10 protein-coding genes are annotated in these 14,599 nt (G+C 73.2%); 1 reads left to right on the forward strand and 9 read right to left on the reverse strand.

Annotated features, from left to right (window positions below; all coding sequences use genetic code 11):
- Nucleotides 1–30: 30 nt before the first annotated feature.
- From ACFP1Z_RS16105 to ACFP1Z_RS16120, 4 genes are all read right to left on the reverse strand, one after another.
- A complete protein-coding gene (locus tag ACFP1Z_RS16105) occupies nucleotides 31–1,866 on the reverse strand; it encodes a carbamoyltransferase C-terminal domain-containing protein (protein ID WP_390317011.1) in 1,836 nt (611 codons plus the stop codon).
- A 20-nt stretch (nucleotides 1,867–1,886) separates the two neighbouring features.
- On the reverse strand, nucleotides 1,887–3,446 hold the full coding sequence (locus ACFP1Z_RS16110; RefSeq protein ID WP_390317012.1) for a radical SAM protein: 1,560 nt from the start codon (nucleotides 3,444–3,446) through the stop codon (nucleotides 1,887–1,889).
- Nucleotides 3,447–3,580: 134 nt separating this feature from the next.
- Nucleotides 3,581–3,748, reverse strand: a complete 168-nt coding sequence (locus ACFP1Z_RS16115; protein ID WP_390317013.1) for a hypothetical protein — start codon at nucleotides 3,746–3,748, stop codon at nucleotides 3,581–3,583.
- Between the two features lie 503 nt (nucleotides 3,749–4,251).
- The gene (locus ACFP1Z_RS16120) at nucleotides 4,252–5,229 is read right to left on the reverse strand and encodes a hypothetical protein (protein WP_390317014.1); all 978 of its coding nucleotides are present in this window, start codon (nucleotides 5,227–5,229) and stop codon (nucleotides 4,252–4,254) included.
- A 329-nt stretch (nucleotides 5,230–5,558) separates the two neighbouring features.
- Between ACFP1Z_RS16120 and ACFP1Z_RS16125 the strand changes: the two genes are divergently transcribed.
- Nucleotides 5,559–6,782, forward strand: a complete 1,224-nt coding sequence (locus ACFP1Z_RS16125; protein ID WP_390317015.1) for an FAD-dependent oxidoreductase — start codon at nucleotides 5,559–5,561, stop codon at nucleotides 6,780–6,782.
- Between the two features lie 51 nt (nucleotides 6,783–6,833).
- Here the strand turns inward: ACFP1Z_RS16125 and ACFP1Z_RS16130 are convergent, their stop codons facing one another.
- The 5 genes from ACFP1Z_RS16130 to ACFP1Z_RS16150 form a co-directional block, all read right to left on the reverse strand.
- Complete coding sequence (locus ACFP1Z_RS16130; RefSeq protein ID WP_390317016.1) at nucleotides 6,834–7,454, reverse strand: TetR/AcrR family transcriptional regulator; 621 nt, start codon at nucleotides 7,452–7,454, stop codon at nucleotides 6,834–6,836.
- Nucleotides 7,455–7,637: 183 nt separating this feature from the next.
- Complete coding sequence (locus ACFP1Z_RS16135; protein ID WP_390317017.1) at nucleotides 7,638–9,356, reverse strand: hypothetical protein; 1,719 nt, start codon at nucleotides 9,354–9,356, stop codon at nucleotides 7,638–7,640.
- Nucleotides 9,357–9,621: 265 nt separating this feature from the next.
- Nucleotides 9,622–10,482, reverse strand: coding sequence for an SAM-dependent methyltransferase (locus ACFP1Z_RS16140; protein ID WP_390317019.1), 861 nt, complete (start codon nucleotides 10,480–10,482; stop codon nucleotides 9,622–9,624).
- A gap of 192 nt (nucleotides 10,483–10,674) precedes the next feature.
- A complete protein-coding gene (locus ACFP1Z_RS16145) occupies nucleotides 10,675–12,210 on the reverse strand; it encodes an AMP-binding protein (protein WP_390317020.1) in 1,536 nt (511 codons plus the stop codon).
- Nucleotides 12,211–12,443: 233 nt separating this feature from the next.
- Complete coding sequence (locus ACFP1Z_RS16150) at nucleotides 12,444–14,081, reverse strand: M4 family metallopeptidase (RefSeq protein ID WP_390317021.1); 1,638 nt, start codon at nucleotides 14,079–14,081, stop codon at nucleotides 12,444–12,446.
- Between the last annotated feature and the right edge of the window lie 518 nt (nucleotides 14,082–14,599).

Raw genomic sequence — 14,599 nt, forward strand, 5'->3', positions numbered from 1 at the left:
TGTGTGGTGCTGGTGTCGTGGTGCCGTCCTTCAGGTGATGACGGTCCGCTCGTCGGCCAGGACGACGGCGTCCAGCGCCGTGGAGTCCAGCAACTCCAGCGCCGTGCCCAGGTCGTTGAGGATCGGCCGGCCGCCCGCGTTCGCGCTGGTGTTGATCAGGACCGGCAGCCCGGTACGGCGGCCGACGGCGTGGCACAGCCGGTGCAGCAGCGGGTGCTCCTCCTCGCGCAGGGTCTGCAGCCGGGCGGTGCCGTCGATGTGCCGCACCTCGGCCAGCTCCCCGGCGCGCTCGGGGCGCACGCGCACCGCGAAGAGCATGGTGTCGGTGTGGTCGAGGGGGCCGGTGAAGTACCCGGGGGCCAACTCGGCCGGGCACAAGGGGGCCACCGGTCGGAACCACTCGCGCCCCTTGATGGTCTGCGAGACCTGGCGGCGGGCGCCCGCCCAGTGCGCGGAGACCAGCAGCGAGCGGTGCCCGAGCGCGCGCGGACCGGTCTCCATCCCGCCCTGGAGCCAGGCCACGCACCGCCGGTCCGCAAGGAGCGCGGCCACCTCCTCGACGAACTCCCCGTCGCTGCCGAGCGTGTGGCGCGCGTGCGCGCCGTCCGGGGCCGACGGCACGCCGAGTGCTGGCCCGGCGAAGGCCAGCCGCGTCCCCGGCCACCGGGTGTGCGCGGCCGGGCGCTCGCCCGCTCCTGCCGCCGCCAGGGCCGCGCCCAGCGCGATCCCGGAGTCGTCGCAGCAGGCCGGCACGGCCACCCGGGAGAACAGCCCGCTCTCGGCGAGCCGGGTGTTGGCCGTGATGTTCAGCGCGCAGCCGCCCGCGTAGCACAGCGTGTCGTAGCCGGGCCAGCGGGCGGCGAGCCCCGCCACCAGGTGCGCCAGGTCGCTCTCCACGGCCCGTTGGAGCGTGGCCGCCAGCGTGCGGCACACCGCGTCGCCCGGCCCGTGGCCGACCACGACCGACCGGCCGCGCGCGGTGCGGATCTCGTCGGGGAACACCCCGCCGTAGGAGTGGACCACGTCGTCGTCCGTCGCGTCGCCCAGGTGCGGGTCCAGATAGCCGCCCGCGTCCTCGTCGTAGGGGAACCAGCTGTCCTCGTAGCGCAGCGCGCTGCCGGCCGGGGCCCGCTCGCCCAGCGGGGCCAGCAGGTCCGGCACCGCCCTGCGGGTGGCCTCGGCGGCCACCATCGCCCGCAGGACGGGCAGCAGTTCGGCGTCCGCCTCGCCCGTGGCGGTGAGCCCCAGCAGCTTGCCCGTGTCGAACTGCCCGCCGTGCACGCGCCGCGCCAGCGCCTCGTAGAGCAGCCCGAACCGGGGGCCGGTGCGGTTGGAGAAGGACAGCACGGGCGCCAGCGACGGGCCCTCGCCCAGGCACACCATGCCGCACTCGGCGAAGTTGCCCGTGCCGTCCAGGGCGAGGACGAGGGCCCGGCGCGCCCCGGAGGTGTGGTACGCCAGCGCCGCGTGCGCGTAGTGGTGCCGGACCGCGATCACCGGCAGGGGGCCGGACGGCCCGAGCGCGAGCGGCCAGTCGACGGCCTTGACCGGGCGCAGCACGCACGAGGGCAGGGCCGCCCCCGGCCGGCTCCACGCGAAGTCCTCACCCGTCAGCTCGACCAGGCCCTCCGGCAGGATCGCGCACGCGGGCGTGTACCAGTCGCTGACCGCGACGGCCGTGACCGGCTCCGCCGCGAGCGCGTGCAGGCGGGCCACCCAGGTGCCCACGCCGTCCGCGAAGCGCGCGTTGCCGCCGCACACGTGGCGCAGCCCCAACTGCCGCTCCGCCTCGATGACATGGACACCCTGCGGCTGCGCGAGCGCCGCGCCCCCGTCGTGCCCGAAGTTCAGCCCGATCGTCGCCATCGCCCGGTCCCCTCCCGGTCTCAGACGGCCGCGGTGACCATGGCGTGGTGGCGCTCCAGCAGCCCCTGGACGACCTCGCGCATGTACGCGCAGTAGCCCGGCGACATCACCTGGATCGACCCGTTCTCCTCCTCCAGCGCCCCCGCCGAGCCGCCCGAGCAGGTGCCCTGGAGCTCGCAGCCCTGGCAGCCGGGGCCGTTGGTGTAGGCGCGCATACCGTAGTCGCGGTAGCCGGGCGAGGCGAACACCGCGCGCCAGTCGTCGATGGTGCCCAGCTTGCGGGCGGTGGCCTTGCAGGCGAACACCGAGCCGTTGGGCTCGATGGACAGCTGACGGCCCACCGCCGGACAGGTCTTGTAGTCGGCCTGCGCGGCCCACTTGCGCTCGTCGGCGATCATCTGGAACGTCTGGTACCAGTAGCCGCTGAGCTGGACGCCGCGCTCGCGCCCGTGGTCGACGGCCGCCAGCAGCTTCTGCGCCACCTCGTGCGGGCTGTGCCGGTCGAAGAACTCCCGGGCCTGGAAGGAGACGATCACGTCGAGGGAGTCCAGCCCGGCCTCGGCCACGAAGTCGATCAGCGGGGTGCCCCACTTGTCCCAGGTGTACTGCGAGAGCACCGAGGTGATGCTGACCGGCACACCGGCCGCCTTCAGGTCGAGGATCGCCTTGCGGACCACCGGCCAGGGCGTGCGCTGCTGCTGCCCGCCGCGGAACTCGCCGGTCTCCGGCACCAGATAGTCCACCGAGACCGTGGTGGCCACCTCGTACTCGGCCAGCGCGGCGAGGAGTTCGGCGTCGACGCGCGAGCCGTTGCTCGTCAGGTCGTAGGAGAGCGCGACCCCCTCGAAGGATCGCCCGAAGGTGCGCAGGACGTGCAGGATGGTGCCGCGCGCCAGTGTCGGCTCGCCGCCGAAGAACGACACCGTCAGCTCGCCGCCGCCGTTGGCCTTCCGCAGGGCCACGGCCTCGCGCAGCGTCTTCTCCGCCACCTGCGGCGACATGTGCATCGAGGGATTGCGGACACTGTCGGTGCCGGTGTTCCAGTCGCCCCGGGCGAGGGTGGGGCCGCTGTCGCCGCGCGCCGTGCGCAGCTGCACGAGCACGGGGCCGGGCCTGACGGACTCGCCGGAGTGGTTGCGTTCGGCCACACCGCCGTCGAAGTTGTAGGCGAAACAGCCTTGACAGGAGAAATTGCACGCGTTGGTGAGCACGAGCTGGATCGAGGAGTGGAACACTCCGCTGCTCAGCGCCGCGCTGCGGGCGGCGAGGAGTTCGTCGATCTCGGCGGCCTCGTCGTGCCCGGCCGCCACGAGATACTGCGCCTCGATGAGACTTTCTACGGTCTGCGGGCCGGCCCGCTCGCACAGCTGGTCCAGCGGCATTCCGCCGACTGCCGCGCGGAGCAGTTCGACGGTGTCGCGGTCCACCAGCCGGGCGTTGCCGAAGAGCGCGTGGAAGGCCACCGTGTGCTCGGCGCCGTCATAGGCGTCCAGCCGGCCGCCGAACCGGGAGAAGTCCCGGTCGGACGCCGAGCGCAGGGTACGGACGTAGCGGGAGGACTGGTAAACCGGAGCGGACATCGGCGGGCTTCCTCCGAAAGCGGGGCGAGGGCGGGGCGGTTGCGGGCGCTCACGCGGAGCGCGGTCGTGGCAGGGCCCGCCCGGCGGCGGTCGGCCGGGCGGGCCCGGGGCAGGTGGGAGGGCCGCCGGACGGCTCAGGCCCGGGTGCCCGTCTCCCGCGGCCCGGTGGTCTCGGCCCGCGTCGCCTCCGCGGTGCGGACAGGCGTGATGGTCGGGGCGTTGCCCTTGTCGGGGGAGACGAATCCGCAGGGACGCGACGACGCCGTCGGCGTCGGCGTGATCATTTTCTTGACTTCGGCCATCTCTGAATCTCCTCGCCGGGGTTCGGCCGGTATACGTGCATGCGCGATCAGCGAATCATGGCCGATACCCGGCGGGGGATAGCCGAACCGGCCAGTCTCCGCACGGCAAGTGACGGGCCGTGAGCAAAGAGAATGCCGGGAAAAGCGGAATGTGCGGCCTCCGGAATATGCGCGCGGGCCGGTGCACGGCGATCTGTGAATTCCCGCACCAGCAGCGGGAAAGCGGGAATTCCGGGGCGGCCGGAGCGTTCGGGTTCATGTCAGGGGCAAAAGCCTCTGCCTCACCGACCGTCACGGGAGCCGGAAAGTTCCGGTCCCCGCAGGGATTCGATCTGTGGCCCGCTTTTTGCCCTGCGGTCCCCGGCGGACCGCCCTTTCGGCATCATCCGGCCACGCGCGTGACCGCCCCGGGCACGCCGGTGGGTGCACGGCGTCCCGGGGCGGCCGTCGAGTGCTCCTGCGCGCCCTCGCCGCCGACGGGCCGGACAGGCGGCGCGGTCCGCTCAGTCCCGGTCGAGGTCCGCCCAGGTGACGACGGGGCTCCCCGCGCGCAGGCTGAAGTCCACCGCGGGGTTGCGCACGGGCCACTTCAGCCGCAGCCAGGCGACCGCCGTCGCGGGGATGCCGTCGTCACCCGCGAGGTGCCAGAAGGTGTTGGAGTCCTGGCGGGCGAAGTACGGGCAGAAGAAGGAGAGCACCAGCACCACCCGCCGCCCGTCCGTCACCGGGGTCACCGCGTGGAAGATCCGGCTCCCGTGCAGGAAGAGCGTGGCACCGCGCTCCCGGCACGGCGCCTCCCGCACACGCGGGTCCCCGGGGCCGTCACCGGGGAACTCGTCCGTCCGCCCCTGGAAGTAGGTGAACCGGCCGCCCTCGTAGTCCTCCTCGCCGCTGAGCTGGATCGTGAAGACGTAGTCCATGCCGTCACGGTGCCAGCGCACGATCTCCCGGCGCCCCTGCCCCGCGCTGTAGTTGATCTGCGCGGTGGGGATCCGCAGCGGGTGCGGGACCAGGGGCACCCCGACGAGCCGCGAGCACGCCAGCAGGAAGACGCGGTCGCGGATCATGTTGTTGATGAACGGCGAGAGCAGGTCGGCACCGCGCACCCGCCGGGTGGCGATGAACCGGGTGGTACCGGCCGCCCGTTCCAGCCCGTCGCACACCTCGGTCAGCGCGGCGAGCCCCTCCTCGGTCAGCAGCCGCAGCGGGCCGGCCACGGCGGTGTCGTCCACCCGCCGCCCCCAGCGGCCGAGTTCGGCGTCCGCGTAGCCGAACGCGCGCAGCGACGTACGCGGACCCTTCGCGGTCCGGTCCACGAACTCGCTGCGCCAGCGCGGCTCCGCGGGAAGCCCGGCGCCGCGCCGGGGAGTACGGGCGCGCAGCGCGTGGAGGACCTGCTGGACGCCGGTGGGCGTGCGGGGGAGGTCGAGCGCGCTCGTCCCGCCGGAGACCGGCCGCGCGCCCCTGGGTGGAGTCGGCATGGAGGCATCCCCTTCGCTTCCGCTGGAGAACGCGTCCCGGGCCCACGGGGCCGGAGCCTCGCGGTCCGGAGGGGACGAGTATCCACCTGCCGCACCCGCGCCCGACAAGACCCGTGAATGCGCCAGGGAATGACGGCCCGTAACGGCCGGTGGCCAGGTCACCGGGGCCTCGTGCGTCGTCCTGCGTCCCGGCGCCGTCCCCCGTGGGAGTGGCCGGGGCCGGGCCCCCTTCCCGAGGGTCTGACCGATCGGTTAGATTGCTGACCGAGTGGTCAGGGGTGGGGGTGGTCGCCCTCTCTCCTGCCGAAGCGCGACGAGAGGCGGAGACCATGGAGCGCACGACGGTCTGCGTGGCGGGCGGCGGCCCCGCGGGCATGATGCTCGGACTGCTGCTGGCCAGGGCCGGCATCGATGTGACCGTGCTGGAGAAGCACAAGGACTTCCTGCGCGACTTCCGGGGGGACACCGTGCACCCCTCGACCCTGCGCCTGCTGGACGAGCTCGGCCTCGGCGAGCGCTTCGCCCGGCTCCCGGCCCGCAAGCTGGACCAGGTGCGCATGCACCTGGGCGCGCACACCGTCGTCGCTGCCGACCTGCGCCGCATCCCCGGCAGGCACAAGCACATCGCGATGGTCCCGCAGTGGGACTTCCTCGACCTCCTGGCCGGCGCCGCCGCCGAGGAGCCCTCGTTCACGCTGCGCATGCGCACCGCCGTCACCGGGCTGCGCACCGAGGGCGGCAGAGTCACCGGTGTGACGTACACCGACGAGGAGGGCCGCCCCGGCGAGCTCGCCGCCGCCCTGACCGTCGCCTGCGACGGCCGCGACTCCCTCGTGCGGGAGCACGCCGGGCTCCGCCAGCGGCACTTCGACGTGCCGATGGACGTCTGGAACATCCGCCTGCCCCTGAGGCCCGACGGCGCCAAGGACGGCCGCGTCTTCATGCGCGCCGCCCGGGGACAGTTCGCGGTCACGATGGACCGTGGCGACTACTACCAGACCTCCTACCTCATCAGGAAGGGCACCGACGCGGAACTGCGCGCCCAGGGCCTGGAGCGCTTCCGGGACCGCATCGGGGAACTCTTCGGCTGGGGGCCGGAGGTGACCGACGCGATCCGCTCCTGGGACGACGTCAAACTGCTCGACGTGACGATGGGCCGGCTCGACCGCTGGTACCGGCCGGGGCTGCTGTGCATCGGGGACTCGGCCCACACCATGTCGCCCACCGGCGGCGTCGGCGTCAACCTCGCCGTGCAGGACGCCGTGGCCGCCGCGCGCATCCTCGCCGGTCCCCTGCGCGAGGGCACGGTGTGCGTCCACGACCTGGAGCGCGTCCAGAAGCGACGCCGGCTGCCGACGGCCGTTGTGCAGAAGTCCCAACTGGCCGAGCACGAGACGCTGTTGCGGCCCGCCCTCGACGGCACCCTGGACTTCGCCCGGCTGCCCGCGGGGCTGCGTCTTGTGCAGCGCGTACCGTTCCTGCCCCATCTGGCGGGCTACCTCGGGGGCATCGGCATACGCCCCGAGCACGCCCCGGATTTCGCGCGGGCCTGAGGGAAGCGCGGGCCTGAGGGGAGGGGGTCCCGGGGAAGGGGGGCGAGGCGCTCAGCGCGGAGCGATGGCGCTCAGCGCGAACGCCTCCAGTTCGTCCGCGGCCGCGTCGAGGTCGAACTCCGGATGAACGAGCCAGTGCGCGATCACTCCGTCGATCGCGCCCCCGATCGCGAGCGCCACCGTCGTCACGTCGAAGTCCCGCAGCCGGCCCGCCCGTTGCCCGGCGGACAGCAGCCGCTCCAGGGACTGCCTGCGGTCGCTGGTGTCGTGGGAGCCCGGGTTCTTCAGCCGGGTACCGCCGGCGTCGTCCAGGAGCATCTCGGTGATGACCCGCACATGGCGGCGGTTGGCCCGTTGATAGGAGATCATCGCGCGGACGTAGGCGAGGACGGCGTCGAGCGGGTCCGGCGTCCGCCCGACCTGCTCCCCGACGTAGGCGGTGAACTGCTCCAGCACGTGCTCCAGCGTCGTGCGCGCCAGATTGTCCTTGGAGGAGAAGTGGTAGAGCACCGCGGCCTTGGAGATGCCGGCCGCCTCGGCGATCGCCGACAGCGAGGTCGCCGGGTAGCCCCGGGTGGAGATGAGATCGATCGTGCACTCGACGATCTGCGCCCGACGGGCCCGCTCGGTGAACGTGGGCGTATCCGCGGCACCGCTGCGACGAGGGGTCACCGTGACGCCACCCTTGCCCTTCCTGACCACGACCATGAACCCGGCCGGCCGCTCGCGTGCCCGGCCGGCCCGTCGACCGTACACCGCGGCCGCCGCACTTGGCGATCCGCACCGGTACAGGCGGTGATGGTGACGGGGCCGGGGCGGGGGCGGGGAAGCGGCCCACGCCCCGCCCCGGTGCGGTCAGGTGCGGCGGCCGCCCCGTGCCGGGACCGAGCCCTCGCCCGCGGCGAGTTGCCACTCCCGGTGCAGCGTGCCCAGCGGGATGGGCTTCTGGAAGACCGGAGTGTCGAAGATCTTCAGCTGCACCTGGAGCGCACCCGACACATCCAGTCCCCCGAGCGCCTTCCACGTGCCCACGGCGGAGCCGCTGCCGTCGAGAGCGCCGCTCGCCCGGCCCTCCGCCTCGGCCCGCAGGTACGGGGCGACGTCCGCGCTCACCCCGACCGTGCCGTACAGGCCCACGTTGGCCTCCGCGCCCAGCGTCGCCTTGACCTTGCCCGCGGCCGAGACCGTCGCACTCGGCGAAGTCGCCGAGATGCCCGAGGAGTTGACCGGGGTCCAGCCCTTGGCCCGGCTGTAGGAGCCGCCGACCTTGAAGTCGCCCTTGACGTCCTGCTTGACGTCCAGGTCGATCCGGCCGTCGGCGTCCACTTGGAGATAGCAGGTGAGGCCGAGGTTGACCACGACCGGCACTGGCCCCACCTGGATCACCGGCGAGGCGTGCAGCTTGGCGAACGGCACGCGCAGCGGCTTGCCGCCGGTGCCGCCCGCGGCCCGGCCCTTGAGCTCCCACTGGGAGGACCAGGTGCCGGACAGCGCCAGCGAGGCGGTGCCCGGCGAGCCGCCGGCGGGTGTGCCCCTGCCGTCGTAGGAGAAGTCCACCTCGGGTGCCAGCTGGACGAAGCCGGAGGCCGACGCCGAGGCGGAGCCCGCGGCCCCCTGGACCGTCGGCAGCGCGGCGCCGACGTCGATCCGCAGGCTGCCGAGCGGCAACCGGGCGCCCTCGGGGCCGAAGTGGAGCCCGCCGGTCTTCGCCCAGGACACCTTCGCGCCCTTCACGAGCGGCTCGACCCGCACGGCCGAGGGGTCGACGGGCACGGTGCCGTCCGCCTTGGCGTCCCCCAGCAGCGCGCCGAGCGTGGCGGGGGCCGTGGCGACCTCGGTGCCCCGGGACGTCGTCCCCAGCACCTGGGTGACCTTGGCCAGCACTCCGTCCGGAGCGCCCGGCGTGGGCGCGCTGGCGATGATGTCGCCGACGGCCACCGGCGCGTCGGCCGACGGCGCGTGCGGTGCGGGCGCGCTGCCCGAAGGTGCCGTGCCGGCGGGCGCGCTGCCTGCCGGAGCCTTGCCGTCGGGGGACTTCGGGCCAGGGGCGTGCTCCGCCGGGGAACTGCCCGAAGGCGCCTGCCGATCCGGCGACTTCCCGTCGGCGGGGCCGCCCGCCGGGGAGTCGCCGCCGGGGGCCGTCCCCTCGGGGGCGTGCCCCGCCGAAGGCCGTCCCGGGGCCTTGTCCGCGGGAGCGGCGGAGCCGGCGGGGGCCGAGGCCGACGGGTGCGCGCCGCCCGGCTGCCCCGGGGGCCGGCCGTGCGTCGCACCGGAGATGACGGCCCGGCCCGTGGCGCGGTCGTAGGAGGCGACCTTCAGCGCGGTCTTCTCCGCCTGACGGCCGCCACCGGTGGGCCGGGCCACGGCACTTGGGGTGCCGCCGCCCTCGGGGGCCGCCTTGACGACGAGTTGGGGCTGCTCCGCCGGAGCGGGCGGCGTCGCGGACGCCGCTTCCGCACCACCACCGGGCGCGGCCGACGCACCGGAAGGAGAGGGTGCCGAGCATCCGGCGACCAGCAGGGACGCGGCGGTCAGGGCCGGCAGAGCGAGACCGGCCTTGGTCGTCTTGCGCAAGTTCGATTCCTCGGGGGCGTGACGGACCACGGCCCGCGAAGACCTGCGAGGGGGCTTCGGGCCGTGTCGCGCGGCGACGGGCGGGCCGCACACGGCCCGCACCAAGAGATCTGCATGATCATGCCACGCGGCCGGGCGCACTCCGTCCCGATCTCCCGCGACCCCGGTGATGATCTCGGTCACAGCACCCCGGGGTGCCCTCGCCGTCCGTTCCCGGTGGACCGGCGGGCACCGGCCGGTCCGGTCCGCCGGGAACGGGGACGCTCTAGCCCTCCACGGCCGGACCCTCCCGGCGGGCGTGGAAGATGCCCCAGCTCAACAGGCCGGAACGGCAGGCGTCCACCCACAGCGGCAGATTCCGCAGCAGGCTGTCCACATAGGCCGGCGCGATGCGTCCGCGCAGTTCCTCCGCGCGCTCGCGGGTCTCCTCGGCCAGCCGCGTGTAGTGGGTGAGCAGTTGCTCGCTGCGGTCCTCGAAGTCGACGCGCGCGAGCCCCAGTCCGGTGAGCCGCTCACGGTAGAAGGACGGCGTGGCCAGCTCCGCGACCTCCAGGCGGGCGATGGTCTCGCGCAGCGCCTCGCGCGGGGTGCCGTCGGCCGCCATCACATCGGTGAAGACCAGCGCCCCGCCTGGCGCGAGCACGCGCACGGCCTCGCCGAGCAGTTGCTCCCGGTCGCCGCTGTGACAGAACGCCTCCTGCGACCAGACCACGGCGAAGTGCCCGTCCGGACACGGGATGTCCTGGAACGACCCGGTGACGACCGTGATGAGTCCGTCCAGTCCGCGCTCGGCGTTGACCTTCCGGTGCCTGTCGTTCTGGGACTCGCTGATGTTGAGGGCGGTGACCCGGCAGCCGTAGCGCTCGGCGAGGAACCGGCTCGCGCCGCCGTAGCCGGAGCCCAGGTCCAGCACGGTGGCGCCGGGGCCGAGCCGGTCCGCCGCCTTCGCCGCCGTCCGCTCGACCGTGCGCCGCGAGGCCTGGCCGACCGGTTCGCCGGCGTCGGTGTAGATCCCGGTGTGGATGTGCTCCCCGCCCCACACCGCGGCGTAGAAGCCGTCGACGTCGCTCGTGCCGTAGTAACGCCGCGCCGCCTCCGCGGCGTTCGCCGTGCTCTCCTGACCCATGACCGCTGCCTTTCGTCCGTCACCAGGGGCGGATCCGCCCGCCGCCTTGCGTGCCTGCCGGGCAGGACCCGACACGTGGCCGCTACCCCTGGTGAGGGTGTGGCATACGTGGCGTGCGCGTACGGCTGGGGGAAATCGGCCGGTGCGTACCGGGCCCGGGCCGGAGCGCTCGTCCGGTCCGGGCCCGCCGGCTCAGACGGTCACGGCCTCCGCCTGCCGGCGCAGCAGCTTCTTGTCCGGCTTGCCCGCGTCGGTCAGCGGCAGTTCGTCGACGAAGGCGATCCGCGCCGGCTCGTACATCGCGCCGCGCTCCCTGCGCACGAAGGCGCGCAGTTCCCCGGCGTCGACGTGGCCGCCCGGCACGGTCACGACAGCGGCGTGCACCTGCTCCATGCTGTCGGCGTCCGGCACCCCGAAGACGGCGCTCTGGCGCACCCGCGGATGGGAGTTGAGGAGTTCCTCCAGCTCGGTGGTGTAGACGTGACCGCCCACCACGATGATCATGTCCTTGAGCCGGTCGACGACCGTGAGGTAGCCCTCCTCGTCGAGGAAGCCGATGTCGCCGGTGTGCAGCCAGCCGTCGCGCAGGACCTCGGCGGTCAGAGCGGGCTGCTTCCAGTACCCGCGCATGACGTGCTCCGAGCGCACACAGATCTCCCCGCGCTCGCCGACGGGCAGTTCGCGGCCGTCGGTGTCGCGGATGGCCACCTCGACGTCCTCCATCACCTTGCCGGCCGAGCGCAGCCGGTCCAGGTTCTGCGGGTCGTGGTCCTCGGGGCGGAGCATGCTGATGCCGCCGGACTCGTTCTGCCCGTAGAACTGGGTGAGCACCGGCCCGAGGAGCCGCACCGCCTCGGCGATGCGCACCGGCGAGGACTGGCAGCCGCCGTAGTAGAGGCGGCGCAGGCTGGAGGTGTCGGTGCGCGCCGCGTCCGGGTGCCCCACCAGCTGGTACAGCAGCGGGGGCAGCAGGAACAGGTGCGTGACGCGCTCCCGCTCTATCGCGGTGAGGACGGCCGCGGGGTCGAAGTCCTGCTGCAGGACGAGGCTGCCGCCCTCGGCGAGGGTGGAGTCCGCCATCAGTCCCGCGGCGTGCGCGAGCGTGGTGCACACCAACTGGCGGATCGGGCCGCTTGGTTCGGCGGCGGTGGTGTAGACGTTGGTCATCCGGTCGAACGAGGTGCAGATGGCCTTGGGGTGGCCGGTGGTGCCGCCGGTGTGCCGGATGGTGCAGGTGTCGTCCGGGCGGGCCAGGCCCTCCAGCGGCGCGTCGGACTCGGCGGCCGCGAGCGCCAGCAGATCGCTGCCGATACCGGCGGGGCCGAGGGTGAGGACGGCGCCGACGTCCGTACGGGCGGCCACCTCTGCGGCTCTTGCGGCGTAGGCGGGGTCGACGATCAGCACGCGGGTCTCGACATCGCTCAGGATGTTCGCCTGAACCTCGGCCGAGATCTTGTTGTAGAGGAAGTTGACGGGGGCGCCGACGAGGTTGGCGGCGTAGCGCGCGGCGAGCGTCTCCGGGAGATTGCCGCTCATGAGCGTGACGGTCTGCTCGCGGCCGGCGCCGTGGGCGAGCAGCACGCGCGCCATCCGGTGGACCAGGGAGCGGAGTTCGCCCGCGGTGATGCGGCGGTCCTGGTGCACCACGACGGTCCGGTCGGGGTCGTCGGCCAGGATGTCGAGATTGCGTTCCACGAAGGAGCGGAAGGGCGGGGCAGCGGTGGTCATGCGTGATTCCCTTTCTGGAGCCGGCGCGCTCCACAGCGCGCGCCGACGGCAGGTCTCCGTTGACTAAGGCAACCAGTTGCATGGTAGTCGCTGACGATCAACAGCTCCACACGGCGGGGTTTCCCGGCCTCGAATCCCGGGCGAAACAGCGGATTTCGGCCATGCGACGGCGGACCGCCGCGCCCCGTGGGCGACGGCGGTCCGCCGGCTGTCCTGCGGCAGGGGACCGTCCGTCAGTTGACGTTGACGGCTGTCCAGGTGCTGCCGACGGCCTGGTACTCGGTGCTGCCGCTGCCGTACAGGTCCGCCGCGGCCTGCAGAGTGGCCTGACGGGCGGCCGCGTAGTCCGTGGTGGAGGTCATGTACGTGGTGAGCGCCTTGTACCAGACGGCCAGGGCCTTGTCCCGGCCGATGCCCGGCACCGAGGAGCCGTCGTAGGTCGGGCTGTTGTACGTGACGCCGTTGACCGTCTTCGTGCCGCTGCCCTCGGACAGCAGGTAGAAGAAGTGGTTGGCTATGCCCGACGAGTAGTGCACGTCGACGCTGCCGGCGTCCGGGCTCCAGTAGTCCAGCGACGAGCCGTCCTTGCTCGGCTGGTCCATGTAACGCAGCGGCGTCCCGTTGCCGTTGATGTCGATCTGCTCGCCAATGAGGTAGTTGCCCGGGTTGTTCGGGTTGTGGGCGAAGAACTCCACGCCGGTGCCCATGATGTCGCTGGTGGCCTCGTTGAGCCCGCCGGACTCACCGCTGTACTCCAGGCCCGCCGTGGCGGAGGTGACGCCGTGCGTCATCTCGTGGCCCGCCACGTCCAGCGCCGTCAGCGGGTGGGCGTTGCCCTGGCCGTCGCCGTAGGTCATGCAGAAGCACGAGTCGTCCCAGAACGCGTTCACGTAGTTGCTGCCGTAGTGCACACGGGAGGAGGAGGCGACCCCGTCGTTGCGGATGCCGTTGCGGCCGAAGGTCTTCTGGTAGAAGTCCCAGGTCTCCTGCGCCCCGTAGTGGGCGTCCACCCCGGCCGTCTGGCGGTTGCTCTGGCTGCCGTTGCCCCAGATGTCACTGGAGTTGGTGAACAGGGTGCCGGAGCCCGAGGTGCCCTGTTTCATGTCGGAGGTGCGGTGCCCGCCGCGCGTACTGTCGACCATCTGGTAGCCGCTGCCGCTGCGCGTGGTGCCGATGGTCACCTTGCCGTTGTACTGGCCCGTCCCGGTGCCGGTCTCGATGCCGTCGAAGGAGTACAGCTTCCTGCCGGTGGTGGCGTCCGTGATGATGTGCAGCACGCTGGGCGTACCGTCCTTCTGCACGCCCCGGACGATCGACTCCCAGGCGAGGACGGGCGTTCCGGAGGCCGCCCAGATCACCTTGCGCGAGCTGTCCGGGTCGGCCTGCGCGGACTTCACGTCCGCGGCGGCGGCCAGCGCGCTCTTCTGCGCCGTGCCGGCGGCGACCTTCGGTGTGGTGCTCGATACGGAAACGGCCTTCGCCGTCGCCCTGCTGACGCTGTGCCGGGCGCCCTTGGCATGGACGATCACGTCGCCGCCGAGGACCGGCAGTCCGTCGTAGGTGCGGTCGTAGCGGGTGTGCACGGTGCCGTCGGTGTCCTTGACGACATCCTTGACGACGAGCTTCTCGTGGGCGCTCAGTCCCAGTGAACGCGCCGTGTCCGCCGTCCCGTTGCGCGCTGCCGATATCAGCGCGCTCCGCTGGGCGGGGGAGAGATGGTGGTCGGCGGCGCCCGCCGGTGCCGTGGTGGGGTCGGCGCCGGCGGTGGTCCCGGCCTGGACGCCCGTGGCGGCCAGGGCGGCGAGAGCGAGGAAAGCGGCCGTCCGTCTGCCCCGGCGGGACGAGCGGACGGTGCGGGGGGTGAACGTCACGCGAACTCCTTCGGCCTGGGCCGCCGGTGGCGGCCCGCGGTGTGGGGGCCGGCGGCGGGACGCCGCCGGATGGTGCCCGGGTTCGGTCCCTCGAACATCACGTTGTGGGAGCGGGTGTTCGAGGTGCGCCGAGCCTGCCACCGAACCGAAGATGTCGGCGGGTTCGCGACGAAAACATGGCCGTGAGTTGACCGATGGATGGACTCCGGTGTCCGGAATGCGGGGAGAGGGGGTCAACGTCCAGGGGAATCAGGGGCGTTCACCGGGCGTCCCGCGAGGCGGCGGGGCACGCCCTACGGCCGTGCGGCGCGGTCCGCACGGGCGTACGGAAGCGAACCCTCCTCCGGAACGGGGGAGTTGCAGCAGAGGTGTCGCCGCCCGGTGCGTCGCCCCGGCCGTCCTACGGGCGCCGCGCCGCCGCCCGCGGGGTGCGAGGAGTCGCGGGCGGCGGGGCGGGAGCCGGCGCCGGAGCGGGGGGCGGCGCACCCTGGGCCGGCGGCGGGGGCCGGGGCGGCGGC

It is taken from the genome of Streptomyces gamaensis (genome assembly GCF_042656465.1).
In the GTDB taxonomy this organism is placed as follows: Bacteria; Actinomycetota; Actinomycetes; order Streptomycetales; family Streptomycetaceae; genus Streptomyces; species Streptomyces gamaensis.